Source organism: Pseudomonas alkylphenolica (assembly GCF_004025535.1).
Taxonomy (GTDB): Bacteria; Pseudomonadota; Gammaproteobacteria; order Pseudomonadales; family Pseudomonadaceae; genus Aquipseudomonas; species Aquipseudomonas alkylphenolica_A.
This window is the reverse complement of sequence record NZ_QJRG01000049.1, coordinates 26,950-52,609: the sequence shown is the minus strand read 5'-3', so window position 1 is coordinate 52,609 and position 25,660 is coordinate 26,950. Positions and strand designations below refer to the sequence as shown.

Sequence of the window (25,660 nt, the reverse complement as noted above, 5' to 3'; positions counted from 1 at the left end):
CCAACGGCAAAACCGGTAAGGACTTATGTGCGGATTAGCTGGAGAGTTTCGTTTCACCCCCATTGCCCATTCACCACGCCCGGCGGACCTCGCCGCGGTCGAGCGGATGACCCATCACCTGGCACCTCGCGGCCCCGACGCCTGGGGCTTTCATAGCCAGGGCCCGATTGCCCTGGGCCATCGCCGCCTGAAGATCATGGACCTGTCCGACGGCTCGGCGCAGCCGATGATCGACAACCAATTGGGTCTGTCATTGGCCTTCAACGGTGCCATCTACAACTTTCCGGAGCTGCGCAGCGAGCTGGAAAACCTCGGCTATGCCTTCTATTCGGATGGCGATACCGAGGTGCTGCTCAAGGGCTATCATGCCTGGGGCGCCGACCTGCTGCCACGCCTGAACGGCATGTTCGCCCTGGCGATCTGGGAGCGCGACAGCCAGCAGCTGTTCCTCGCCCGCGACCGCCTGGGGGTCAAGCCGTTGTACCTGTCGCGCACCGGCGAACGCCTGCGCTTTGCGTCGAGCCTGCCGGCACTAATGAAGGGCGGCGACATCAACCCGGTGCTCGACCCGGTAGCGCTCAACCACTACCTCAACTTTCATGCCGTGGTACCGGCGCCACGCACTCTGCTGGCGAACATCGAGAAACTGCCGCCAGCTACCTGGATGCGCGTCGATGCCCAGGGCCGTGTCGAGCAACAGGTGTGGTGGCAACTGCATTACGGCCCGCGCACCGATGAGCAGGACCTGACCCTGGAAGACTGGCGCGACCGCGTGCTGGACAGCACCCGTGAAGCGGTAGCCATCCGCCAACGGGCGGCGGTGGACGTCGGCGTGCTGTTGTCCGGCGGCGTCGACTCCAGCTTGCTGGTCGGCCTGCTGCGCGAAGTCGGCGTCGACGACCTGTCGACCTTTTCCATCGGCTTTGAAGATGCCGGTGGCGAGCGCGGCGACGAGTTCCAGTACTCCGACCTGATCGCTCGTCACTACGGCACCCGTCATCACCAGCTGCGCATCGATGAACGCGAAATCATCGAGCAATTGCCAGCGGCGTTCCGCGCCATGAGTGAACCGATGGTCAGCCATGACTGCATTGCCTTCTACCTGCTGTCGCGCGAGGTGGCCAAGCACTGCAAGGTGGTGCAAAGCGGCCAGGGCGCCGATGAGTTGTTCGCCGGTTACCACTGGTACCCGCAAGTCGATGGTGCTCAGCAACCATACGACGCCTACCGCGAGGCCTTTTTCGACCGCAGTTTCGACGACTACGCGGCCACCGTGCAGCAACCCTGGCGCCTTGACCACGACGCCGCCGGTGATTTTGTCCGCAGGCATTTCGCCCAGCCGGGGGCCAGCGCTGCGGTGGACAAAGCGTTGCGTCTGGACAGCACGGTGATGCTGGTCGACGACCCGGTCAAACGCGTCGACAACATGACCATGGCCTGGGGCCTGGAGGCGCGCACGCCGTTCCTCGATTACCGCCTGGTGGAGCTGTCGGCGCGTGTTCCGGCGCGCTTCAAGCTGCCCGATGGCGGCAAGCAAGTGCTCAAGGAAGCCGCGCGCCTGGTGATTCCTGCGCAAGTGATCGACCGCAAGAAAGGCTACTTCCCGGTGCCAGGGCTCAAGCACCTGCAAGGCGCGACGCTGGACTGGGTTCGCGAACTGCTGCTGGACCCCAGCCAGGACCGTGGCCTGTTCGAACCGGCTGCCCTCGACCGCCTGCTCAGCGACCCGCATGGCCAGCTGACGCCGTTGCGCGGCTCGAAGCTCTGGCAACTGGCCGCCCTGAACCTGTGGCTCAGCGAACAAGGAATCTGACCGATGAAAGCCCATGCATCACCTTATGGCCAGCGCCTGTTGCGCGGCCAGGTGCCCTCCTACGAGCGTTTGCAGGCGCAGCTGGCCGGCGATGGCAGCGAGCCTCACGACCAGCCGCGCTCGCTGCACTGCGGCTGGGGCCGCCTGCTGATCGGTCACACCTACCCGGACCCGGCAAGCCTGGCTGATGCCCTGCAGGATGAACAGCACGGCGAACGCGATATCGCCCTGTACGTGGCTGCACCGCAGCAGGTACTGGCCCAGGCCCCGCAGCAGCTGTTCCTCGACCCTTCCGACACCTTGCGCCTGTGGTTCAGCGACTACCGTCCGGCGCAACGGGTGTTCCGTGGCTTTCGCATCCGCCGCGCCCAAAGCGACAGCGACTGGCAAGCGGTCAACGCCCTGTACCTGGCGCGCGGCATGCTCGCCATCGATCCTGAGCTACTGACCCCGCACCATCTCGGCGGCCCGGTGTACTGGCTGGCCGAGGATGAAGACAGCGGCGCGGTGATCGGCAGCGTCATGGGCCTGAACCATCACAAAGCCTTCGCCGACCCCGAGCATGGCAGCAGCCTCTGGTGCCTGGCGGTTGACCCGCATTGCACCCGGCCGGGCGTCGGCGAGGTGCTGGTGCGCCACTTGATCGAACACTTCATGAGCCGGGGCCTGAGCTGCCTCGACCTGTCGGTGCTGCACGACAACCGCCAGGCCAAGCGGCTCTACGCCAAATTGGGTTTCCGTACCCTGCCGACCTTCGCGATCAAACGCAAAAACCTCATCAACCAGACGCTGTTCCTCGGCCCGAACCCTGAAACCGGCCTGAATCCGTATGCCCGGATCATTGTCGATGAAGCCTATCGGCGCGGCATCGATGTTCAGGTCGATGACCCCGACGCCGGTCTGTTCACCCTCAGCCTGGGCGGCCGGCGGATACGCTGCCGCGAATCCTTGAGCGACCTAACCAGCGCCGTGAGCATGACCCTGTGCCAGGACAAGAGCCTGACCCACAAAGTGCTGAAAAACGCCGGGCTGCAGCTACCCGCGCAGCAACTGGCAGGCAATGCCGATGACAACCAGGCCTTTCTCGACGATCACGGCGCTGTGGTCGTCAAGCCGCTGGACGGCGAGCAGGGTCAGGGCGTGGCGGTCAACCTGACGTGCCTGGAAGCGATCACCCGCGCCATCGACAATGCCCGGCGTTTCGACAGCCGGGTGCTGCTGGAAAGCTTTCACGAGGGTAAAGACCTGCGCATCGTGGTCATCGGCTTCGAGGTGGTGGCTGCCGCGATCCGTCACCCGGCACAGATTGTCGGCGACGGCCAGCATGCCATCGGCGCGCTGATCGAAGCGCAAAGCCGCCGACGCCAGGCCGCCACTGCCGGCGAAAGCCATATCCCGCTGGATGACGAAACCCAGCGCACCCTGCACGCCGCGGGTGTCGACTACGACACGGTGCTGCCGGCCGGCCAACGCCTGGCCGTACGCCGCACTGCCAACCTGCACACCGGTGGCTGCCTGGAAGATGTCACCGAGCGCCTGCATCCGGTACTGGCCGACGCGGCGATTCGTGCCGCCCGCGCCCTGGATATTCCGGTGGTCGGCCTCGACCTGATGGTCCGCGCTGCCGACCAGCCGGAGCATGTCTTCATCGAAGCCAACGAACGCGTCGGGCTCGCCAACCACGAGCCACAACCCACCGCCGAACGCTTCATCGACCTGCTGTTCCCGCACAGCCGGCCGGCACCTTGAACACAGGAGGCACCATGCCTGATCAGCTCCCGCAGCCAGACCTCAACTACCTGCAGAAAGTCTTGCTGGAGATGCTCGCCATCCCCAGCCCCACCGGTTTTACCGACACCATCGTGCGCTACGTGGCCGAGCGCCTGGAAGAACTCGGCATCCCCTTTGAACTGACGCGCCGCGGCACCATCCGCGCCACCCTCAAGGGCCGCAAAAGCTCGCCGGACCGCGCGGTTTCCGCCCACCTCGACACCATCGGTGCCAGCGTTCGGGCGATTCAGGACAACGGCCGCCTTTCGCTGGCACCCGTAGGCTGCTGGTCCAGCCGTTTTGCCGAGGGCAGCCGCGTCAGTGTGTTTACCGACAACGGCGTGTTGCGCGGTAGCGTACTGCCCCTGATGGCCAGCGGACACGCCTTCAACACCGCCATCGACCAGATGCCGGTAAGCTGGGAGCATATCGAGTTGCGCCTGGATGCCTACTGCGCGACCCGCGCCGACTGCCAGACACTGGGGGTGGACATCGGTGATTTCGTCGCCTTCGATCCGCTGCCCGAATTCACCGAGAGCGGTCATATCAGCGCCCGCCACCTGGACGACAAGGCAGGGGTCGCGGCGCTGCTGGCCTCGCTCAAGGCGGTCGTCGACAGCGGCGCGCAGCCGTTGATCGACTGCCATCCGCTATTCACCATCACCGAAGAAACCGGCTCCGGCGCGGCGGCTGCACTGCCCTGGGATGTCAGCGAGTTCGTCGGCATCGACATCGCCCCGGTCGCCCCCGGCCAGCACTCCAGCGAGCATGCGGTCAGCGTCGCCATGCAAGACTCGGCCGGCCCCTACGACTATCACCTGTCGCGGCACTTGCTGAAACTGGCCCGCGAACACGAATTGCCGGCCCGTCGCGATGTGTTTCGCTACTACTTCAGCGATGCTCATTCAGCCATTACTGCCGGCCACGACATCCGCACGGCGCTGCTGGCCTTTGGATGCGATGCCACCCATGGATACGAGCGCACCCACATCGACAGCCTGGCCGCACTCAGTCGCCTGCTGACCGCCTACCTGCTCAGCCCGCCGGTGTTTGCCAGCGACTCGCAAGCCACCGGCAGTTCGCTGGAAAGCTTCAGCCACCAGTTGGAGCATGAGACGCAAATGGAAAGTGATACCCGGGTACCAGCAGTCGACAGCCTGGTCGGCAACAAGGCCTAGCGCCTACACAGGCAGGCGCGGTTTGGCGTAGCATGTACACACACTTCGCCAAGCCTGCCCTGTTTATTTATGCTGATTCCCTACAACCAACTGGAAGCCGAAACCCTCACCCGCCTGATCGAGGACTTCGTCACCCGCGACGGCACCGACAACGGCGATGACACTCCACTGGAAACCCGCGTGTTGCGTGTGCGCCAGGCACTGGCGAAAAAGCAGGCGTTCATTCTCTTCGACCTCGACAGCCAGCAATGCCAGCTGCTGGCCAAGCACGACATCCCCAAAGAGTTGTTCGACTGATCAACCGCCACTTTTTGCCGTCAGCTCGGCAATGCGCCGATAGATTTCTGCGCGATGGACTTCGATTTCCCGTGGTGCGCTGATACCGAAGCGCACCACGTTGCCTTCCACCGACAGCACCTTGACCTTGATGTGCTCATCAATGGTGATGACTTCGCCTACTTCACGGCCGATTACCAACATGCTCCGATCCTCCACAAAGGTGAGAATTTGGAGACTGCACGCGGGGTCGGAACGCTTCAATACGCCGCCCATCAAATAGACCAATCCCACTAGCGCTGGCGAAAAGACCTACAGATTTCCACCATTTCAGCGCGCTCAAGCACTCTGCAAACGCGGCCCCAGCACAATGATGCTGGCGCCCAGCACACACAACAGCGCGCCGATCCAGTCGCTGCCCAGCGGCCGCGCACGCTCGACCAGCGCCAGCCAGAGCAATGAGGTGACGATATAGATGCCACCGTAAGCGGCGTAAGCGCGTCCGGCATAAGCCGCCTCTACGCGGGTAAGGATCAGTGCAAAGAGGGTCAGGCTTAGCAGCGCGGGGGCAATCCACCAGCCGCTCTTGCCCAGCCGCAGCCACATGTAGAACGCATAGCAACCGGCGATCTCGAAGACCGCCGCGAGGAAAAACCACAGGTAGTTGATCACACCAGGTACTCACAGCCTTCAGAATTCGCCAAGCATACCTGATGCCTGCACTCAGGCTTGCGACGGGCGGGCCTTGGCGCGCATTTTTCCGGCCATGCTGGCCATCTCGTCGTAAAGCATCTGCGGGTTGCGTTGCTTGAGCTGCCAGGCCGCGCGGCCCTGTTCGTGAGGCAGGATCAGGAACTGGCCGTCGGCCACCTGCGCAAAGATGTAGTCGGCAATATCGGCGGCAGAGATCGGCGAGCTTTCCAGAAGTTTACCTACCTGCGCCTTCATCGCCGGAGTCGGCCCGCGGAACGAATCCAGCAGGTTGGTCTGGAAGAACGACGGGCACACTACATGCACTGCCACCTCCTGGTCGCGCAATTCAATCAGCAGGCTTTCCGAAAGTGCCAGTACGCCGGCCTTGGCGACGTTGTAGTTGCTCATGGCCGGACCTTGCATCAGCGCGGCCATCGAGGCGATGTTGATGATGCGGCCCTTGCTGCGCTCAAGCATCGGCAGGAAGGCCTTGCAGCCCTTGACCACGCCCATCAGGTTGATCGACAGCTGCCACTCCCAGTCTTCCAGCGACAGCTCGCTGAAAAAGCCACCCGAGGCCACGCCGGCATTGTTGACGATCACATCGATGCCGCCGAACTTTTCTTCGCAAGCCTGGGCCAGCGCGGTCAGCTGACTGTAATCGCGCACGTCGCAGCGTTGTACGAAGCCATCACCGCCCGCCTCGCGCACCTGTACCAGGGTGTCGCGCAAACCGGCTTCGTTGACATCGGCCAACGCCAGGCGCCAGCCCTCACGGGCCCAGCGCAGTGCGATTTCGCGGCCAAGCCCGGAGCCTGCGCCAGTGATCATCATGCGATTGTGCATAGACGGATGCCTTGTTCTGTTCTGGAGAGTGATGGCCAGTGTAGCGAAGGCAACCGCCGCACCCACGCTCCATCAACCGCCTGAATGACCTGGGCAAACAGTGGCGAAACCACGATTAATTAAACTTTTCGTTGCACGCAGGGGTCGCAATTAACAAGCGGACATGAAACCTGTGACCGAACTGAAGGACTGTACTGATACGCCTATCCCCTACCGTCACACAAGGACACTGCCATGGGCACCATTCTCATCATCATTCTGATACTGCTGTTGATCGGTGGCTTACCTGTCTTCCCGCACTCCAGAAGTTGGGGGTATGGTCCGTCCGGCATCATCGGGACCGTGCTGATCATCCTGTTGATCCTGCTGTTGCTCGGCAAAATTTAGGCACTTTGAGGCTCCTGGCGATAGCCTGCGCCGCTAGCGAAAACAACAACGCCCCGTCAAGCGGGGCGTTGTCAGTTTACGTATCAAGCATCAGTGCGACACGGCACCGCTGGCACCCAGGCCAGTCTGCGAACGCACGAACTGCGGGAAGAACAGTGCACGTTCATCGTCAGCAGCCTTGGACTTGTCGGTGATCGAGAAGAACCAGATGCCGACAAAGGCGATGATCATCGAGAACAGCGCCGGGTACTCGTACGGGTAGATCGCTTTCTCGTGACCGAGGATCTGTACCCAGATGGTCGGGCCAAGGATCATCAGGGCCACCGCACTGATCAGGCCCAGCCAGCCGCCGATCATGGCGCCACGGGTGGTCAGCTTCTTCCAGTACATCGAGAGCAGCAGTACCGGGAAGTTGCAGCTGGCGGCAATGGAGAACGCCAGGCCCACCATGAACGCAATGTTCTGGCTTTCGAACAGGATACCCAGGCCGATCGCCAGCACCGCCAGGGCGATGGTGGTGATCTTCGACACGCGGATTTCATCCTTTTCGTTGGCCTTGCCCTTCTTGATCACGCTGGCATACAGGTCGTGGGACACTGCCGAGGCACCGGCCAGGGTCAGACCGGCCACTACTGCCAGGATGGTCGCGAAGGCCACCGCCGAGATGAAGCCGAGGAACACGCTGCCACCAACGGCGTCAGCCAGGTGCACCGCTGCCATGTTGTTGCCGCCGATCAGGGCGCCCGCTGCATCCTTGAAGTCCGGGTTGGTGCTGACCAGCAGGATTGCGCCAAAACCGATGATGAAAGTCAGGATGTAGAAGTAGCCGATGAACCCGGTTGCATACAGCACGCTCTTACGCGCTTCCTTGGCGTCGCTCACGGTGAAGAAGCGCATCAGGATGTGCGGCAGGCCAGCGGTACCGAACATCAGCGCCAGGCCCAGGGAGAAGGCCGAGATCGGGTCTTTGACCAGACCGCCCGGGCTCATGATCGCTTCACCTTTGGGGTGAACCTTGATGGCCTCGGAGAACAGTGCGTTGAAGTCGAAATTGACGTGTTTCATCACCATCAGCGCCATGAAGCTGGCACCGGAGAGCAGCAGGACTGCCTTGATGATCTGTACCCAGGTGGTGGCCAGCATGCCGCCGAACAGCACGTACAGACACATCAGGATACCCACCAGGATCACCGCGACATGGTAGTCGAGGCCGAACAGCAGCTGGATCAGCTTGCCGGCACCGACCATTTGCGCGATCAGGTAGAACGCCACCACCACCAGCGAGCCGGAGGCCGACAGGGTGCGGATTTCTTTTTGCCCGAGGCGGTACGAGGCCACGTCGGCAAAGGTGTATTTGCCCAGGTTACGCAGGCGCTCGGCGATCAGGAACAGGATGATCGGCCAGCCCACCAGGAAGCCGATCGAGTAGATCAGGCCGTCGTAGCCAGAGGTGAACACCAGCGCGGAAATACCCAGGAACGAGGCGGCCGACATGTAGTCGCCGGCAATCGCCAGGCCATTCTGGAAACCGGTGATACGGCCACCGGCAGAGTAATAGTCGGCAGCAGTCTTGTTGCGTTTGGAGGCCCAGTACGTAATGCACAGGGTGGCACCGACGAAGGCGACGAACATGAGGATCGCCGCAACGTTCAAAGGTTGTTTCTGCACTTCGCCGGTGAGGGCGTCGGCGGCCCAGACGGCGGGTGCAAAAACGCCGAAGGCCAGGGTTGCCAGTAGACGCCGGATCATTGCTGTGCCTCCTTGAGAATCGCTTTGTTCAGCTCATCGAACTCACCGTTGGCACGACGCACGTAAATGCCAGTGAGGATGAAAGCCGAGACGATCAAGCCAACGCCCAGGGGAATACCCCAGGTGATCGACGAGTCGGGGCTGATCTTGTGCCCCAACACTTGTGGACCGTAAGCAATCAACAAAATGAAGCCCGCGTAGAGACCGAGCATGATCGCCGAGAGAATCCAGGCGAACCGTTCGCGCTTTGACACCAGCTCTTTGAACCTCGAGCTGTTTTGAATCGAGAGGTAAATGCTGTCGTTCATTGTTTTTGTCCTCGCAGCACAGATTAGGTAGAACCCACTCCACTTTATGCTGCCTATGGACGCGCTCCAGACGACCTTAGTCTTAGATGCAAAACTCTTTTACCGATTCGGTAACAGCCTGAAACGACAAGGGCCGCAGCCCGATTTTCGGTGCTGCGGCCCTGGAAAGTGCCAGATAGAAGCCTTAGGCCATTATTTAGCGGTCCATTCGGCAACCCGATCCGGGTGCTTGGCCACCCAGTCCTTGGCCGCCGCTTCGGGTTTTGCGCCCTCTTGAATGGCCAACATGACCTCACCGATCTCATCCTTGGACTGCCAGCGGAATTTTTTCAGGAAGTCGGCCACTTCCGGCGCCTTGGTCGCCAGTTCCTTGCTGCCGATGCTGTTGACGGTTTCGGCGGCGCCGTACACGCCTTTAGGGTCATCGAGGAATTTCAGCTTCCATTTGGCAAACATCCAGTGCGGTACCCAGCCGGTCACGGCAATGGACTGCTGTTTGGCATAGGCACGGCCCAGTTCCGAGGTCATTGCAGCGCCGGAGCTGGCTTGCAGCTTGTAGCCTGTCAGGTCGTAGTCCTTGATGGCCTGGTCGGTTTTCAGCATGACCCCGGAGCCGGCGTCGATACCGACGATCTTGTTCTTGAAGCTGGTGTCGGTCTTGAGGTCGGCGACGCTCTGCGCCTTGACGTAGTCGGGGACGATCAGACCGATCTTGGCATCCGTGAAGTTCGGCCCGTAGTCGACGACATTGTCCTTGTTCTTGGTCCAGTAGTCGCCGTGGGTCACCGGCAGCCAGGCCGACATCATCGCGTCGAGTTTACCGGTGGCCACCCCCTGCCACATGATCCCGGTCGCCACGGCCTGCAGTTTGACGTCGTAACCGAGCTTCTGCCTGATCACTTCGGCTGCCACGTTGGTGGTCGCTACACTGTCGGACCAGCCATCGACGTAGCCGATGCTTACTTCCTTGGCCATCGCCTGCGCAGCACCGATGGCCATTACCAGGGCGGTGCCCACCCCCAGGAGTCGTCGCATTTTCATCAAAGCATCCCCTCGTCTCGTCACGGAAGTTGCATCATCAACCGCTGATGCCCCCTGACCTGCTCTGGCAGCGACCTCCAGGCATCGAGAAGCGACATCACTTCGCCAGCCACGCCTGAAGTTACATCAAGCAACATCCAACCCGGTTAACTTTGCCTGCCGAGGCTTTAGCCCGTGTCATTTGCAGGTACTATTGACGGCTTTGCTTAACGACGGTCCGATCCATGTCCCCGACTGCCCGCTTTCCCCTGTTGCCGTATCTGTTCGCCTGCCTGCTCGGCCTGCTTGCGCTGGGAGGGCTCTGGTACGGCCTGGGCAAGCCGGTGGTACTGCCCGATGCGGCCAGCGCCTCGCACAAGTTGCAGTGCGCCTCCTACACTCCGTTCGACAAGGACCAGTCGCCTTTCGACCAGCCGTTCCAGCTGCGTCCGGCGCGCATGGACGCCGACCTGGCCCTGCTTGCCCAGCGTTTCGAGTGCATCCGCACCTACTCGATGACCGGCCTTGAGGCCATTCCCGATCTGGCACGCAAACATGGCCTGAAAGTCATGCTCGGCGCCTGGATCAATGCCAACCCGGTGGATACGCAAAAAGAGGTCAAGGCCCTGATCGCCGCGGCCAACGCCAACCCTGACGTGGTCAAGGCCGTGATCGTCGGCAACGAAACCCTACTGCGCAAAGAAGTCACCGGCGCGCAACTGGCCGCGCTGATCAATCAGGTGAAAAGCCAGGTCAGCGTGCCGGTGACCTACGCCGACGTCTGGGAGTTCTGGCTGCAACACCCGGAAATTGCCCCGGCGGTGGATTTCCTGACCATCCACCTGTTGCCGTATTGGGAGGATGATCCCCGCGGTATCGACGACGCCCTTGCCCATGTGGGCGAAATCCGCCAGGTGTTCGGCAACCGCTTTGCGCCCAAGGATATTGTCATCGGTGAAACCGGCTGGCCCAGCGAAGGCCGCCAGCGCGAAACTGCCCTGCCCAGCCGCGTCAACGAGGCACGCTTCATCCGCGGTTTTGTCGCCATGGCCGAACAGCACGGCTGGCACTACAACCTGATCGAAGCGTTCGACCAGCCATGGAAACGCGCCAGCGAAGGCGCCGTGGGCGGCTACTGGGGGCTGTATGACGCGGACCGTCAGGACAAGGGCATCCTCGAAGGCCCTGTGAGTAACCTGGCGTTCTGGCCACAATGGCTGATCGCCAGTGGCCTGTTGTTCACGGCCACTTTGCTGCTGGCCGGTCGCGTGCGCGGTGCTCGCGCGGCTTGGCTGTTGCCATTGCTAGCGGCGCTGGGCGCGGCGAGCCTGGGCTTGTGGGGCGAACTGGCGCGCATCAATACGCGCTTTGTCGGTGAGTGGATCTGGGTCATCCTGCTGGCGGGCTTGAACCTGATCGTACTGGCCCACGGCGCGCTGGCCCTGGCCGCACGTGAAGGCTGGCGCGAACGGCTCTTCGCCTGGCTTGAAGCGCGGGCCGGCTGGTGGTTGCTGGCGGCGGGTTTTGCCGCGGCAGTGAGCATGCTGGCGCTGGTGTTCGATCCGCGTTATCGCAGCTTTCCGAGCGCTGCCCTGCTATTGCCGGCGGTGGTCTACCTGCTGCGCCCGGCCCCTGCGCGGCGTGCTGAAATCGCCTTGCTGGCCTTGATCGTTGGCGGTGGCATTGCCCCGCAACTGTTCCGCGAGGGCTTGAGCAACCAGCAGGCGCTGGTGTGGGCCGGGGTCAGTGTGCTGATGGTAGCGGCGCTGTGGCGTAGCTTGCGGGTGCGCGTCACGGCGTAACCAAAGCATCGCGGATAAATCCGCTCCCACAGGAATTGCGCCGAACCTGTGGGAGCGGGTTTACCCGCGAAATGGTCGTACCAGGCGCAACCCCGCCAGCACCACGGCAAACACCGCGATACTGGCGCTGTACAACACCAGCGCCGGAATCCCGAACACCAACGCCAGCACCGCCACCCGCCAGCCCGCACCCGCCGGCACTACTTGCGCCAGCAACGCCAGCCCCAGGGCCGTCCAGGCAATCACCCGAAAGTGAATCAGCAAGCCCAGTACCGAGCGCGCCTGGCACTGCCACACTTGTGCCTGCTCGACACAGGCACCCACCCACTGCGCGTCTTCCATCAAGGCATAACGCACCTCGTAACTGGCGGCCAGCCACAAGGGCAGGAACAGCGCCAGGGCGATCAGGGGTAAGCGGCGGGACATGGAACTCTCCGGAAACGTCGAAAACGGCGCCCAGCATAAAGGTCCAAGCCGTCTATGCAAGGCAAAAGCGCCGCCTTCAGCTACTTTGAACTGAAGATAAATGGAACCAATTGTTGCCGCGACGCAATCTCACACGGCACCATCAAGGCAGATGAATGCCAGATCGCCAGGCAACTTTGCCGGGCCCTTCATGGTCCTAGCCTGCATATCGCACTTTGCTACTGCTTTTTTGGGGATCCGTCATGCTTCGATTATTACGCCTGGTTGCCCTTGCTGGCGGCCTTGTCTTGAGTGCGTCTGCGTTAGCACGGGATGTCGATGCGGCCAGCTACGGCTATCCCTTGACCAACCCCTTCGAGGCCACCATCGCCACGACGCCACCGGACTTGCGCCCGGAGCTGCCGACAGACGACGACATCAACCAGTCTGACTACAGCCTGAACATGCGTCCGGAACGCGCCTTTACCCTGCCCGACAATTTCTGGGCGGTGAAGAAGCTCAAATACCGTCTGGCGCGCCAGGACCACCCCGCACCGTTGATCTTTCTGATCGCCGGGACGGCAGCCCCTTATCACAGCAGCATCAATGAGTACCTGAAAAGGCTCTATTACAAAGCCGGCTATCACGTGGTGCAGCTGTCCTCGCCGACCAGTTTCGACTTCATGACCTCGGCCTCGCGCTACGCCACACCCGGCATCAGCACCGAAGATGCCGAAGACATGTACCGGGTGATGCAAGGGGTACGCGCCCAGCACCCGGAACTGTCGATCACCGAGTACTACCTCACCGGCTACAGCCTTGGCGCCCTGGACGCGGCGTTTGTCAGTCATCTGGACGAAACCCGGCGCAGCTTCAACTTCAAACGTGTGCTGCTGCTCAACCCACCGGTCAACCTGTACACCTCGATCACCAACCTGGACAAAATGGTCCAGACCGAGGTCAAGGGCGTCAACAATGGCACCACGTTCTATGAAGTGGTGCTCGGCAAGCTGACCCGTTACTTCCAGCAGAAGGGCTACATCGACCTCAACGACGCGCTGCTCTATGACATTCAGCAGTCGCGCCAGCACCTGAACAACGAACAGATGGCCATGCTCATCGGCACCTCGTTTCGCTTCTCGGCCGCCGACATTGCCTTCACCTCCGACCTGATCAACCGCCGTGGCCTGATTACGCCACCCAAGTACCCGATCACTGAAAGCAGCAGCCTCACCCCGTTTTTCAAGCGCGCCCTGCAATGTGACTTCGACTGCTACATGACCGACCAGGTCATCCCCATGTGGCGCGCCCGCACCGATGGCGGCAGCCTGCTGCAACTGATCAACCAGGTCAGCCTCTATGCGCTCAAGGACTACCTGCAGCAGAGCCCCAAGATCGCCGTGATGCACAACGCCGACGACGTCATTCTCGGCCCCGGCGACATTGGCTTTCTGCGCAGCACCTTTGGTGATCGCTTGACCCTGTACCCCCACGGCGGCCATTGCGGCAACCTCAACTACCGCGTCAACAGTGATGCCATGCTGGAGTTCTTCCGTGGTTAAACCTCTTCTGCTTGTTTCTGCATTACTGGCCAGCGGCCTGGCCCTGGCGGACGAACCGGCACCGCGTGCCAGCGTGATCGAAGCCGATGGCTTTACTGATCCGCTCAAGGAGCTCAAATTCAATCCGGGCCTGGATCAGCGCGAGTTCGAACGCTCGACCCTGGCCGCGCTGAATGTCTATGACCCCCTTGAAGCAATGAACCGCCGTATCTATCACTTCAACTACCGCTTCGACCAATGGGTGTTCCTGCCGGTCGTCGACGGTTACCGCTACATCACCCCAAGCTTCGTGCGTACCGGCGTGAGCAACTTCTTCAGTAACCTCGCCGATGTGCCCAACCTGCTCAACAGCCTGCTGCAGTTCAAGGGCCAGCGTTCGATGGAGATCACCGCCCGCCTGCTGCTCAACACCACCATCGGTGTGGCCGGCCTCTGGGACCCGGCGACCAAGATGGGGCTGCCCTACCAGGGCGAGGACTTCGGCCAGACCCTGGGCGTATGGGGTGTGCCTGATGGTCCGTACCTGATGCTGCCGATCCTCGGCCCGTCAAACCTGCGCGATACCGGCGGCCTGGCGGTGGACTACAGCGCGGAGAACTGGATCAACTTCCTCAACGTTGCCGAGGTCAGCAGCAATCACCCGGAAGTCTGGCTGCTACGCGCCGTCGACAAGCGCTACACCACCAATTTCCGCTATGGCCAGCTGAATTCGCCGTTCGAGTACGAGAAGGTCCGCTACGTCTACACCGAAGCGCGCAAGTTGCAGATTGCCGAGTAACCCGGCTCAACCGGCCACCTGGGGCAAGCCGAGGAAGTTGCACAGCTCCCGACGCTTGGCCAGGGCGTCGCGGCGCCCCAGTTCGATCAGCTCACTGCAGTACCCTGCCTCGAACAGCAGGTAGCTGAGTACTCCGGCGCCACTGGTCTTGGTTGCCCCCGGCCCACGCAGAAACAAGCGCAGGGCTGCTGGCAGCTCGCGTCGATGGCGCGCGGCGATTTCGTCCAGTGGCTGGCTGGGCGCTACCACCAGCACGTCCACCGGCGCCAAGCCCAGGCGCCGCCGCTCCAGGTGCTCGGGCAGCAGGTGGCTGAGGTGGTTGAGGCGCTGCAACAACTCGATGTCGTCTTCCAGGCTGTCGATGAAAGTACTGTTGAGCATGTGCCCACCGATCTGCGCCAGGCTCGGCTGCTGACCGCTGAAAATTCGCGGACTCGGCTCGCCTTCCACCGGACGCTGCGGGTTGCCGCTGACCCCGACCACCAGCACACGGCTGGCGCCCAGATGCAAGGCCGGGCTGATTGGCGCTGATTGGCGCACCGCGCCGTCGCCAAAATACTCCTCCCCCAGTTTGACCGGTGCAAACAGCAACGGAATGGCGGAACTGGCCAGCAGGTGCTCGACACTCAACTGTGTCGGCATGCCGATGCGACGGTGACGCAACCACGGGTCGATAGCGCCCCGGCCTTGGTAGAAGGTCACCGCCTGACCGGACTCGTAACCAAAGGCGGTCACTGCCACCGCGTGCAGATGCGCCTGTTCGAGTGCACAGCTGATGCCATCCATATCCAGGTGCTGGTTGAGCAGGTGCCGCAGCGGTGAGCTGTCGAGCAACGCCACCGGTACCGGCGCGCCCAGGCCGAGCAGGCTGTGGCCGACAAAGCGGCTGGCCTGGCGAATGACGCCTGGCCAGTCGCTGCGCAGTACCTGATGGCTGCGAAAACCCTGCCAGAAGCTGGTCAGGCGGCGAATCGAGTCAGCGAAGTGCATCGCCCCGCTGGCCAGGGTCACCGCGTTGATCGCCCCGGCCGAGGTGCCGACGATTACCGGAAACGGATTGGCCGCGCCAGGCGGCAGCAGGTCGGCAATGCCGGCCAGCACACCGACCTGGTAGGCGGCGCGGGCGCCACCGCCAGAGAGGATCAATCCTGTGATCGGTTTGCTCATCGGCCCTTCCTTAGTCAGTGCTGCCTTATGACCGCTTCAACGCCGCTTGTCGTACAGCTTCGGTGCCCCCGGCGGACGCGACTTGAAGCGGCGGTGGGCCCACAGGTACTGCTCCGGGCATTCGCGCAAGGCCACTTCGATCCACTGGTTGATGCGCAGGCAATCGGCTTCTTCGGACTCCCCCGGGAAATCCGCCAATGGCGGATGGATCACCAGGCGGTAGCCGCTGCCATCGGCCAGGCGCTGCTGGGTGAAGGGAATCACCCGCGCCTTGCCCAGGCGGGCAAACTTGGTGGTAGCGGTCACGGTCGCCGCCTCGATGCCGAACAACGGCACGAACAGGCTTTGCTTGGCGCCATAGTCCTGGTCGGGTGCGTACCAGATGGCACGGCCGGCGCGCAGCAACTTGAGCATGCCGCGCACGTCTTCGCGCTCCACGGCCAGCGAGTCGAGGTTGTGCCGCTCGCGGCCACGCCGCTGAATGAAGTCGAACACCGGGTTGCCGTGCTCACGGTACATGCCGTCAATGGTGTGTTCCTGCCCCAGCAGGGCGGCGCCGATTTCCAGCGTGGTGAAATGCAGGGCCATGAGAATCGCGCCCTGGCCATCACGCTGGGCCGCCTGCAGATGCTCCAGGCCTTCGATGTGCGCCAGGCGCGCCAGGCGGGCCTTTGGCCACCACCAGCTCATGGCCATTTCGAAGAAGGCGATACCGGTGGAAGCGAAATTTTCCTTGAGCAGGCGCTTGCGTTCGACGGACGGTAGCTCGGGGAAGCACAGCTCCAGATTGCGCGCGGCAATGCGTCGACGCTCACCGGCTACCCGGTACATCAAGGCACCCAATACACGGCCGATCACCAGCAATACCCGGTACGGCAGCTGCACGATCAACCACAGCACACCCAGCCCCAGCCACAGGGGCCAGAAGCGCGGGTGCAAAAAATAACGACGAAAACGCGGGCGATCCATTAAAGATTCCGGAAAGACGAGGGCCGTGCATTCTACAACGGTTCGCCACGGGTTGCGGCTAACCGGCGTTCTCGTTATAAGTCTGAGCACTTTTTCGTAACAAGCCGTCCTATGCAGACCATGAGCCCAACTCAATTGCCAGACTCCGCCCCCGTGTTCCAGCTCAAGGGCAGCATGCTTGCCATTACCGTGCTCGAGCTTGCGCAGAACAACCTTGAGGGCCTCGACCGGCAGTTGGCCGCCAAGGTTGCCCAGGCGCCCAACTTTTTCAGCAACACCCCGCTGGTGCTGGCGCTGGACAAGCTGCCGGCCACGGAAGGCGCGGTCGATCTGCCCGGGCTGATGCGCATCTGCCGCCACCACGGGCTGCGCACCCTGGCGATTCGCGCCAACCGCATCGAAGACATCGCTGCGGCGATTGCCATTGATCTGCCCGTACTGCCGCCCTCCGGAGCCCGTGAGCGCCCGGTCGAGCCGGAACCCGAAGTGAAGAAGCCGGAACCGGCCCCGGCGCCCGTGCCAGAGCCGGAACCGGCGATCAAACCGACGAAAATCATCACCACCCCCGTACGCGGCGGCCAGCAGATCTACGCCCAGGGTGGCGATCTGGTAGTGGTGTCGTCGGTCAGCCCGGGCGCGGAACTTCTCGCCGATGGCAACATCCATGTGTACGGTGCCATGCGAGGACGGGCGCTGGCCGGGATCAAGGGCAACACCCGGGCGCGCATCTTCTGCCAGCAGCTGACCGCCGAAATGGTCTCGATCGCCGGCCAGTACAAGGTCTCCGAAGACCTTCGCCGCGATCCGCTGTGGGGCGCCGGCGTGCAGATCAGCCTGTCTGGTGACGTGTTGAACATCACCCGTCTTTAACGGATACTTGCCGCCATTTTCCGCGCAACTTTTTTCGATGTTGCCGTTTTTAGTATTTTTTGGGACTCGACGTCCTTTTTCATTAGGGGTGAAGCACCTTGGCCAAGATTCTCGTGGTTACATCCGGCAAGGGTGGTGTGGGTAAGACCACCACCAGCGCCGCTATTGGTACCGGCCTCGCACTGCGCGGCCACAAGACAGTGATCGTCGACTTCGACGTCGGCCTGCGTAACCTCGACCTGATCATGGGCTGCGAACGTCGCGTGGTGTATGACTTCGTCAACGTCGTCAATGGCGAAGCCAACCTGCAGCAAGCCCTGATCAAGGACAAACGCCTTGAGAACCTCTACGTGCTGGCCGCCAGCCAGACCCGTGACAAGGACGCGCTGACCCAGGAAGGCGTGGAAAAAGTCCTGATGGAGCTCAAGGAGCAATTCGAATACGTGGTCTGCGACTCGCCGGCCGGTATCGAGAAAGGTGCTCACCTGGCGATGTACTTCGCCGACGAAGCCATCGTCGTGACCAACCCGGAAGTGTCTTCTGTACGTGACTCGGACCGTATGCTCGGCCTGCTGGCGAGCAAATCGCGCCGCGCCGAACGCAACGAAGATCCGATCAAGGAACACCTGCTGATCACCCGCTACCATCCAGAGCGCGTGAGCCAGGGCGAGATGCTTGGCGTCGAAGACGTCAAGGAAATCCTCTCGGTGGCCCTGCTGGGCGTGATTCCGGAATCCCAGGCGGTGCTCAAGGCATCCAACCAGGGCGTGCCGGTCATCCTCGACGACCAGAGCGATGCAGGCCAGGCCTACAGCGACACCGTCGATCGCCTGCTGGGCAAAAATGTGGAACATCGGTTCCTTGATGTGAAGAAGAAGGGATTCTTCGAGCGCCTGTTTGGAGGCAACTGACCAATGAACCTTTTTGACTTCTTTCGTGCCAACAAAAAAGTAAGCACCGCGTCGGTCGCGAAAGAGCGTCTACAGATCATCGTGGCGCACGAACGCGGCCAACGCAGTACCCCGGACTACCTGCCAGCCTTGCAGAAGGAACTGGTGGAGGTAATCCGCAAGTACGTCAACATCGGCTCCGATGATGTGCATGTCGCTCTGGAAAACCAGGGCAGCTGCTCGATCCTGGAACTCAACATCACCCTGCCCGATCGTTGATCGGCACCCCAGGGTAACCTGCCACGGCGACGGCCGGGCCCGGGCTGAACAGCCCGGGTTCGGCCGTCGCCGTTGGCGTTTGCAGAGAACACGCAATGCCGCTGTCCAATGTTCATGTCCTCTATGAGGATGACGCCATCCTGGTGATCAACAAGCCGACCCTGCTGCTGTCCGTGCCGGGGCGCGCCGACGACAACAAGGATTGCCTGATCACCCGCCTGCAGGAAAACGGCTACCCCGACGCCCTGATTGTCCATCGGCTGGATTGGGAAACCTCGGGCATCATCCTGCTCGCCCGTGACGCCGACAGTCACCGGGAGCTGTCCCGGCAGTTCCACGACCGCGAAACCGAAAAAGCCTACACCGCGCTGTGCTGGGGCCAACCGGAACTGGACAGTGGCAGCATCGACCTGCCGCTGCGCTACGACCCGCCAACCAAGCCGCGGCATGTGGTCGACCATGAGCAAGGCAAGCACGCCCTGACGTTCTGGCGCATCCTCGAGCGCTGTGGCGATCATTGCCGGGTCGAGCTGACGCCGATCACCGGTCGTTCGCACCAGCTGCGCGTGCACATGCTGTCGATTGGTCACCCGCTGCTCGGCGATCGCCTGTATGCCTGCCCGGAGGCCCTGGCCGCCCACGAGCGCCTGTGCCTGCACGCGAGCATGCTCAGCTTTACCCACCCGGTGTCCGGGGAGCGGCTGCGCTTCGAGTGCCCGGCGCCATTCTGAGACACCGCGTTGCTGACGTCGCCGGCAAGGCCGGCGATGGGGCCCACACAAATCCCCCGCCAAGTACGTTAAACTCGCGCCACTGCTGTCTGGAGTGACCTATGCGCGATGCACTGAACCAAGGCCTGATCGACTTTCTCAAGGCTTCCCCCACGCCCTTCCACGCCACCGCTGCCCTGGCCCAACGCCTGGAAGCCGCGGGTTTTCAGCGCCTGGACGAGCGCGACAGCTGGGCCACGGTGGCCGGCGGTCGCTACTACCTGACCCGTAACGACTCCTCGATCATCGCCTTCAAGCTCGGTCGCCATTCGCCGCTGCTCGACGGCATCCGCCTGGTCGGCGCCCACACCGACAGCCCATGTCTGCGGGTAAAGCCACAACCCGAACTGCAGCGTCAGGGGTTCTGGCAGCTCGGCGTCGAAGTGTATGGCGGCGCCCTGCTGGCGCCGTGGTTCGACCGCGACCTGTCGCTGGCCGGACGCGTGACCTTCCGCCGCGACGGCAAGGTGGAAAGCCAGCTGATCGACTTCAAGCTGCCAATCGCAGTGGTCCCGAACCTGGCCATCCACCTCAATCGCACCGCCAATGAAGGCTGGTCGATCAACCCGCAGACCGAACTGCCGCCAATCCTGGCGCAGGTCGCCGGCGACGAGCGCATCGATTTCCGTGCCCTGCTCACCGACCAGCTGGCACGTGAACACGACCTCATCGCTGACGTGGTGCTCGACTTCGAGTTGAGCTTCTACGACACCCAGAGCGCGGCACTGGTCGGCCTGAACCAGGAGTTCATCGCCGGTGCGCGCCTGGATAACCTGCTGTCCTGCTACGCCGGCCTGCAGGCGTTGCTCAATGCCGACAGCGACGAAACTTGCGTGCTGGTGTGCAACGACCACGAAGAAGTCGGCTCCTGCTCGGCCTGTGGCGCCGACGGCCCGATGCTCGAGCAGACGCTGCGCCGCCTGCTGCCCGACGGTGACGATTTCGTCCGCACCATCCAGCGTTCGCTGCTGGTCTCGGCCGACAACGCCCATGGCGTGCACCCCAACTATGCCGACAAGCATGACGGCAACCATGGTCCCAAGCTCAACGCCGGGCCGGTGATCAAGGTCAACAACAACCAGCGCTACGCCACCAACAGCGAAACGGCCGGTTTCTTCCGCCACCTGTGCATGGCCGAAGAAGTTCCGGTACAGAGCTTCGTGGTGCGCAGCGACATGGGTTGCGGCTCCACCATCGGCCCGATCACCGCCAGCCATCTGGGTGTGCGCACCGTCGATATCGGCCTGCCGACCTTTGCCATGCACTCGATTCGCGAGCTGTGCGGCAGCCACGACCTGGCGCACCTGGTGAAGGTGCTGACTGCGTTTTATCGCAGCCGCGACCTGCCCTAGCAGGAGCAACTGTCTTCTACCTGGTTAACTGTGGGAGCCGGCGCTAGCCGGCGATGGGGCGCGAAGCGGCCCTGACAGATGGGCCTGCTGCGCAGTCCATCGCGGCGGTCCGGCGTCCGGTGAATCCGCTCCTACAGAATCCCGCTACTGATCTCAGTCACACCCCGTCCAGGCCATAGCGGCTATCCTTGCAGCATAAATCCGAAATCAAGGACCTTGGTGCATGCCCACTTCCACCTTCTATTCGCTGTTCGCCCCCGTCATGGTCGGTCTGATTCTGTTGACCGTTGGTTTTACCCTGCGCGACCGTAATATCGGCGTGGTGATGATGTGGATCGGCACCCTGGGCATGATCGGTATCATGTGCTGGAAGATCCTCGAGAAACTCAACTGACAAATACACTACACTCGGGCGATTGATCGTTTTGAGGTTGATTGTCCGGTGCCCGCCTTTTTCCGCGTTTTAACCGTTTTACTGGCATTGCTGTTCTGGGCCCCGGCGCACGCCGCGGGCCTGCCAAGCCTGCTGGGCGGTAGCAAAGCCCAGCCCGAAGCCACCGAACCGCTGGCGCAGTCGCTGGATGAAGTCATCAAGTCGCTGGAAAACGACCAGCAGCGCGCCAAGCTGGTCGCCGACCTGAAGAAACTGCGCGACAGCACCAAGCAGGCACAACCCACCGCCGAGCAAGGCGTGCTGAGCCTGATCGGCAGCACCTTCCATGAGCTTGAAAAGCAGTTCAGTGGCGATGCCAGCCCGCTCACGCGCTGGACACGTGAACTGGAACTGGCGCAGATCGAACTCGATGCCCGCTTGGTACCCTGGAACGAATGGCCGCCGATACTGTTCGGTTTTGCCACCATCATTGCCGTCTGGAGCCTGCTGGCCTATGTGCTGAACTGGGTCGGCCACCGGGTGCGCCTGCGCTTTGGCCTCACCGAAGAACTGCCCCAGCACCCCAACACCTGGGACCTGGTGCGCTTTGCCTTGCGCAAGCTCGGGCCATGGCTGGTCGCCCTGATCATCACCGTGTACCTGAGCTTCGTGCTGCCCTCCTCCCTGGGCAAGTCGATGGCCATGGTGCTGGCCTATGCGCTGGTGGTGGGTACCTGTTTTTCGGCAATCTGCGTCATCGCCTTCTCGCTGCTCGACGGCCCGCACCGCCACCGCGCCCTGCACATCCTCCGTCACCAGGCGTTTCGGCCGCTGTGGCTGATCGGCAGCTTTGCCGCCTTCGGCGAGGCCATGAATGACCCACGCATGGCTAGCGCCTTGGGCGATCACCTGGCGCACACCCTGGCGACCCTGGCCAATATCTTTGCGGCCCTGTCCACCGGACTGTTCATCCTGCGATTCCGCCGCCCCATCGCCCACCTGATCCGCAACCAGCCGCTGTCGCGGCGCCTGACGCGCCGCGCATTGAGCGACACCATCGAGATCCTCGGCACCTTCTGGTACCTGCCGGCGCTGGTGCTGGTCGGGGTATCGCTGTTCGCCACGTTCATTTCTGCCGGCGACACCAGCACCGCGCTGCGCCAGTCGCTGATGTGCACGGTGTTGCTGATTCTGTGCATGGTCATCAATGGCCTGGTGCGCCGCCATGGGCTCAAGCCGCAACGCACCCACCGTCGCCATGCGGTGTACAGCGAGCGCCTGCGCAACTTCGGCTACACCCTGGTGCACCTCGCCGTGTGGCTGGTGTTCATCGAGTTGGGCTTGCGGGTGTGGGGCTTTTCCCTGATCGGTTTCACCGAAGGCGAAGGTCACGAAGTGGCGATGCGTCTGATTGGCCTGGCCGGCACCCTGATCGCCGCCTGGCTGGTGTGGATTCTCGCCGACACCGCCGTGCACCACGCCCTGACCCGCTCACGCAAAGGCCCGGCCAACGCCCGCGCGCAGACCATGATGCCGTTGATCCGCAACGTGCTGTTCGTGGCCATTTTCATCATTGCGGTGATCGTTGCCCTGGCCAACATGGGCATGAACGTGACCCCGCTGCTGGCCGGTGCCGGCGTGATCGGCCTGGCCATCGGTTTCGGCGCCCAGTCGCTGGTCGCCGACCTGATTACCGGCCTGTTCATCATCATCGAAGACTCACTGGCGATCGACGACTATGTCGATGTCGGCGGCCACCTTGGCACGGTCGAAGGCTTGACCATCCGCACCGTGCGCCTGCGCGATATCGACGGCATCGTCCACACCATCCCGTTCAGCGAAATCAAGAGCATCAAGAACTACTCGCGCGAGTTCGGCTATGCGATTTTCCGCGTGGCCATTCCACACAGCATGAACATCGACCAGGCCATCAGCCTGATCCGCGATGTCGGCCAGAAAATGCGCAATGACCCGCTGATGCGCCGCTTCATCTGGTCGCCGCTGGAGTTGCAAGGGGTGGAGAGTTTCGAGTCGGGTTCGGCCATCTTGCGGGCGCGTTTCAAAACCGCGCCAATCCGCCAATGGGAAGTGTCGCGGGCCTTCAACCTGGCACTCAAGCGTCAGCTCGACGAAGCTGGCCTGGACCTCGCTACCCCGCGTCTGAGTGTGCAGGTGATCACCACCGATGCCAGCACGCCGTTCAACGAGACCGCGCCCAAAGCCTAACCGGCATCGGCGGTGATGCGGATCGCATCATGGCGCCAGTACTCAAGGTCGCAGTCGATCAGCCGTCCGCGCTGGTCACTGTTGACCCGGGTGATGTGCAGGCCTGGGCTGCCGGCGGACACCTTGAGCGCCGATGCCGCGGCCGTCGGCAAGGCGGTCGGGAGAATCTCGAAACATACCCGCCCGTAGGCAATGCCATAGTGGCGCGCATAGAGCTCGGTCAGCGACTGGCTCAGGTCGTGCTCAAGGATGGCGGGGAAGTACTCGGGATTGAGGTAGTGCTCGGCATACAGCACCGCGCGCCCATCAATCCGGCGCAGGCGACAGATCTGGATCACACTCGACAATGGCGCCAGCTGCAGGCGCGCGCACACCGTTGCACTAGCGGGCTGCAGACGCGCCGAAAGCAGCTCGGTATGTGCCTCGCGGCCCTGCTCGCGGACCATGGCATGGAAGTGACTGCGCTGGATAAGGTCGTAGGTCAAGCGCTGCGGCGCCACGAACCAGCCGCGCCGCTCCTCCCGATAAATCAGACCGCGTGCCTCCAGCTGCACCAGCGCTTCACGCAAGGTGATGCGCGTGGTGTCGAACACCTCGCTGAGCTTGCGTTCGGCCGGCAGCTTGCAACCGGGCGACAAGAGGCCATGCTCAATCTGCTCCTGCAGGGCATGACAGATAGCTGTTACTGCGCGTGGCGCCACAGGCTGCATCAAAGGTTACCTATCTGGACTAGTCCAGCACCGGCAGCGCGCATTATTCGCGCCGTTCGGGCCATGAGAATAGTGCAAGCCTAGGCAATACAGATGAATGCCAGATGACAGCCGCGGTGGTCTACGCTTGATTTCCAAGGGCACAGGCCCTGGCCAGGCGCGGGGGCTGGACATCAAATTGTCATGCTTTACGCCTACCTTGGCTCGGGTATTGCTGACCTAGACCAACCGAATCGCAACAACGTCCAACACCCTCACTTGCGTTTTGCACGGCACCCAACAAGGAGCTTCGGATGAAACAGCTTTTTCTGGCCTCACTGCTCGGCTCGACCATCGCCCTGTGCACCTCGGCCATGGCCGCCGACGCCGACCTCAAGGCCCTCGAAGACGCCGCCCGTAAAGAAGGCACCGTCAACAGCGTGGGCATGCCCGATGCCTGGGCCAACTGGAAAGGCACCTGGGAAGACCTGGCGAAGAAATACGGCCTCAAGCACATGGACACCGACATGAGCTCGGCTCAGGAAGTGGCCAAGTTCGATGCCGAAAAAAGCAATGCCAGCGCCGACATCGGTGACGTCGGCGCTGCTTTCGGGCCGATCGCAGTGGCCAAGGGCGTGACCCAGCCGTACAAGCCCAGCACCTGGGAACAGATTCCGGACTGGGCCAAGGATAAGGACGGCCACTGGGCCCTGGCCTATACCGGCTCGATTGCCTTCATCATCAACAAACAGGTGGTGAAAGAAGCAGACATGCCGAAGAAATGGGCCGACCTGAAAAACGGCAAGTACAAAGTGGCCATCGGTGACGTGAGCACCGCAGCCCAGGCCGCCAACGGCGTGCTGGCCGCCGCCATCGCCAACGGCGGCAGCGAGAAGAACATCGAACCGGGCCTGGAGCTGTTCGCCGACCTTGCCAAGCAAAAACGCCTGTCGTTGGCCAACCCGACCATCCAGACCCTGGAAAAAGGCGAAGTGGAAGTGGGCGTGGTCTGGGACTTCAACGGCTTGAGCTACCGCCAGCAGATCGACCCGAGCCGTTTCGAAGTGCTGATCCCGTCTGATGGCTCGGTGATTTCCGGCTACACCACCATCATCAACAAATACGCCAAGAACCCCAACGCCGCCAAGCTGACTCGCGAGTACATCTTCAGCGATGCCGGGCAGATCAACCTGGCAGAAGGTCACGCCCGGCCGATTCGTGCCGAGCACCTGACCCTGCCGGCCGACGTCCAGGCCAAACTGCTGCCCAACGAGCAGTACAAGGCGGTGCAACCGATCAAGGACGCCGCAGCCTGGGAAGCGACCTCCAAGGCCCTGCCGCAGAAATGGCAGGAGCAAGTGATCATCGAGATGAACTGAGGCGTTTAGCGGGGGGACCGGAATGCCCGGTTATCCCCAATCGTTGGCAAGGCCACCTCCCACAAGGTCAATGTAGGAGCTGGCTTGCCGGCGATGCGGCCACCGCGCA

General features: G+C 62.3%; 26 protein-coding genes. 16 read left to right on the top strand and 10 right to left on the bottom strand.

Annotated features, from left to right (window positions below; genetic code table 11):
- Positions 1–25 precede the first annotated feature (25 nt).
- The 4 genes from DM813_RS23770 (at position 26) to DM813_RS23755 (ending at position 5,058) form a co-directional block, all read left to right on the top strand.
- Positions 26–1,813 carry an N-acetylglutaminylglutamine amidotransferase gene (locus DM813_RS23770; RefSeq protein ID WP_128325864.1) on the top strand — a complete coding sequence of 596 codons (1,788 nt, stop codon included), beginning with the start codon at positions 26–28 and terminating at the stop codon, positions 1,811–1,813.
- Positions 1,814–1,816: 3 nt separating this feature from the next.
- The gene (gene ngg / locus DM813_RS23765) at positions 1,817–3,562 is read left to right on the top strand and encodes an N-acetylglutaminylglutamine synthetase (RefSeq protein WP_128325863.1); all 1,746 of its coding nucleotides are present in this window, start codon (positions 1,817–1,819) and stop codon (positions 3,560–3,562) included.
- 14 nt (positions 3,563–3,576) lie between these two features.
- Positions 3,577–4,761, top strand: coding sequence for an osmoprotectant NAGGN system M42 family peptidase (locus DM813_RS23760; protein WP_128325862.1), 1,185 nt, complete (start codon positions 3,577–3,579; stop codon positions 4,759–4,761).
- A gap of 69 nt (positions 4,762–4,830) precedes the next feature.
- The gene (locus DM813_RS23755) at positions 4,831–5,058 is read left to right on the top strand and encodes a YheU family protein (protein WP_128325861.1); all 228 of its coding nucleotides are present in this window, start codon (positions 4,831–4,833) and stop codon (positions 5,056–5,058) included.
- Here the strand turns inward: DM813_RS23755 and csrA are convergent, their stop codons facing one another.
- From csrA to DM813_RS23740, 3 genes are all read right to left on the bottom strand, one after another.
- A complete protein-coding gene (gene csrA, locus DM813_RS23750) occupies positions 5,059–5,241 on the bottom strand; it encodes a carbon storage regulator CsrA (RefSeq protein WP_128325860.1) in 183 nt (60 codons plus the stop codon).
- 135 nt (positions 5,242–5,376) lie between these two features.
- Positions 5,377–5,709: a YnfA family protein gene (locus DM813_RS23745; protein ID WP_038608269.1), complete on the bottom strand. Its 333-nt coding sequence runs from the start codon at positions 5,707–5,709 to the stop codon at positions 5,377–5,379.
- A 51-nt stretch (positions 5,710–5,760) separates the two neighbouring features.
- Positions 5,761–6,576, bottom strand: coding sequence for an SDR family oxidoreductase (locus DM813_RS23740; RefSeq protein ID WP_128325859.1), 816 nt, complete (start codon positions 6,574–6,576; stop codon positions 5,761–5,763).
- A 234-nt stretch (positions 6,577–6,810) separates the two neighbouring features.
- Here DM813_RS23740 and DM813_RS23735 point away from each other — a divergent pair, with 234 nt between their 5' ends.
- On the top strand, positions 6,811–6,963 hold the full coding sequence (locus DM813_RS23735) for a DUF3309 family protein (RefSeq protein WP_010224169.1): 153 nt from the start codon (positions 6,811–6,813) through the stop codon (positions 6,961–6,963).
- A gap of 90 nt (positions 6,964–7,053) precedes the next feature.
- Here DM813_RS23735 and DM813_RS23730 read toward each other — a convergent pair whose 3' ends face one another.
- From DM813_RS23730 to DM813_RS23720, 3 genes are all read right to left on the bottom strand, one after another.
- A complete protein-coding gene (locus DM813_RS23730) occupies positions 7,054–8,712 on the bottom strand; it encodes a cation acetate symporter (protein WP_128325858.1) in 1,659 nt (552 codons plus the stop codon).
- Complete coding sequence (locus tag DM813_RS23725; protein ID WP_128325857.1) at positions 8,709–9,020, bottom strand: DUF485 domain-containing protein; 312 nt, start codon at positions 9,018–9,020, stop codon at positions 8,709–8,711. The genes DM813_RS23730 and DM813_RS23725 overlap by 4 nt, the downstream gene beginning before the upstream one ends.
- Positions 9,021–9,212: 192 nt before the next feature.
- Positions 9,213–10,061: a glycine betaine ABC transporter substrate-binding protein gene (locus DM813_RS23720; RefSeq protein ID WP_128325856.1), complete on the bottom strand. Its 849-nt coding sequence runs from the start codon at positions 10,059–10,061 to the stop codon at positions 9,213–9,215.
- Between the two features lie 224 nt (positions 10,062–10,285).
- On the opposite strand from DM813_RS23720, the gene DM813_RS23715 reads away from it, so the two are divergent.
- Complete coding sequence (locus tag DM813_RS23715; protein WP_128325855.1) at positions 10,286–11,842, top strand: beta (1-6) glucans synthase; 1,557 nt, start codon at positions 10,286–10,288, stop codon at positions 11,840–11,842.
- A 60-nt stretch (positions 11,843–11,902) separates the two neighbouring features.
- On the opposite strand, the gene DM813_RS23710 is transcribed toward DM813_RS23715, so the two are convergent.
- Positions 11,903–12,268 (bottom strand): hypothetical protein, encoded by a 366-nt coding sequence (locus DM813_RS23710; protein WP_128325854.1) that lies wholly within the window; start codon positions 12,266–12,268, stop codon positions 11,903–11,905.
- A gap of 242 nt (positions 12,269–12,510) precedes the next feature.
- On the opposite strand from DM813_RS23710, the gene DM813_RS23705 reads away from it, so the two are divergent.
- Both DM813_RS23705 and DM813_RS23700 read left to right on the top strand, forming a co-directional pair.
- Positions 12,511–13,809 (top strand): serine/threonine protein kinase, encoded by a 1,299-nt coding sequence (locus tag DM813_RS23705; RefSeq protein ID WP_128325853.1) that lies wholly within the window; start codon positions 12,511–12,513, stop codon positions 13,807–13,809.
- A complete protein-coding gene (locus DM813_RS23700) occupies positions 13,802–14,587 on the top strand; it encodes an MlaA family lipoprotein (RefSeq protein ID WP_128325852.1) in 786 nt (261 codons plus the stop codon). The genes DM813_RS23705 and DM813_RS23700 overlap by 8 nt, the downstream gene beginning before the upstream one ends.
- A gap of 6 nt (positions 14,588–14,593) precedes the next feature.
- Here the strand turns inward: DM813_RS23700 and DM813_RS23695 are convergent, their stop codons facing one another.
- On the bottom strand, positions 14,594–15,754 hold the full coding sequence (locus DM813_RS23695; protein ID WP_128325851.1) for a patatin-like phospholipase family protein: 1,161 nt from the start codon (positions 15,752–15,754) through the stop codon (positions 14,594–14,596).
- 36 nt (positions 15,755–15,790) lie between these two features.
- Positions 15,791–16,723 (bottom strand): lipid A biosynthesis lauroyl acyltransferase, encoded by a 933-nt coding sequence (locus DM813_RS23690; RefSeq protein WP_128325850.1) that lies wholly within the window; start codon positions 16,721–16,723, stop codon positions 15,791–15,793.
- Between the two features lie 111 nt (positions 16,724–16,834).
- Between DM813_RS23690 and minC the strand changes: the two genes are divergently transcribed.
- The 7 genes from minC (at position 16,835) to DM813_RS23660 (ending at position 23,483) form a co-directional block, all read left to right on the top strand.
- On the top strand, positions 16,835–17,593 hold the full coding sequence (gene minC, locus DM813_RS23685) for a septum site-determining protein MinC (protein WP_128325849.1): 759 nt from the start codon (positions 16,835–16,837) through the stop codon (positions 17,591–17,593).
- Between the two features lie 98 nt (positions 17,594–17,691).
- Positions 17,692–18,504 carry a septum site-determining protein MinD gene (gene minD / locus DM813_RS23680; RefSeq protein ID WP_128325848.1) on the top strand — a complete coding sequence of 271 codons (813 nt, stop codon included), beginning with the start codon at positions 17,692–17,694 and terminating at the stop codon, positions 18,502–18,504.
- Between the two features lie 3 nt (positions 18,505–18,507).
- Entirely contained in the window at positions 18,508–18,762 is a 255-nt protein-coding gene (gene minE / locus DM813_RS23675; RefSeq protein WP_019693048.1) for a cell division topological specificity factor MinE, read from the top strand.
- Positions 18,763–18,857: 95 nt separating this feature from the next.
- On the top strand, positions 18,858–19,493 hold the full coding sequence (locus DM813_RS23670) for an RluA family pseudouridine synthase (protein ID WP_128325847.1): 636 nt from the start codon (positions 18,858–18,860) through the stop codon (positions 19,491–19,493).
- A 101-nt stretch (positions 19,494–19,594) separates the two neighbouring features.
- Positions 19,595–20,884, top strand: a complete 1,290-nt coding sequence (locus DM813_RS23665; RefSeq protein ID WP_128325846.1) for a M18 family aminopeptidase — start codon at positions 19,595–19,597, stop codon at positions 20,882–20,884.
- 223 nt (positions 20,885–21,107) lie between these two features.
- Positions 21,108–21,278, top strand: a complete 171-nt coding sequence (locus tag DM813_RS28510) for a hypothetical protein (RefSeq protein ID WP_164897288.1) — start codon at positions 21,108–21,110, stop codon at positions 21,276–21,278.
- 48 nt (positions 21,279–21,326) lie between these two features.
- Positions 21,327–23,483, top strand: coding sequence for a mechanosensitive ion channel family protein (locus DM813_RS23660; protein WP_128325845.1), 2,157 nt, complete (start codon positions 21,327–21,329; stop codon positions 23,481–23,483).
- Here the strand turns inward: DM813_RS23660 and phnR are convergent.
- Positions 23,480–24,193: a phosphonate utilization transcriptional regulator PhnR gene (phnR, locus tag DM813_RS23655; RefSeq protein WP_128325844.1), complete on the bottom strand. Its 714-nt coding sequence runs from the start codon at positions 24,191–24,193 to the stop codon at positions 23,480–23,482. The genes DM813_RS23660 and phnR overlap by 4 nt on opposite strands.
- A gap of 293 nt (positions 24,194–24,486) precedes the next feature.
- Here phnR and DM813_RS23650 point away from each other — a divergent pair, with 293 nt between their 5' ends.
- Positions 24,487–25,551, top strand: coding sequence for an ABC transporter substrate-binding protein (locus DM813_RS23650; protein ID WP_128325843.1), 1,065 nt, complete (start codon positions 24,487–24,489; stop codon positions 25,549–25,551).
- The last annotated feature ends 109 nt before the right edge of the window (positions 25,552–25,660 follow it).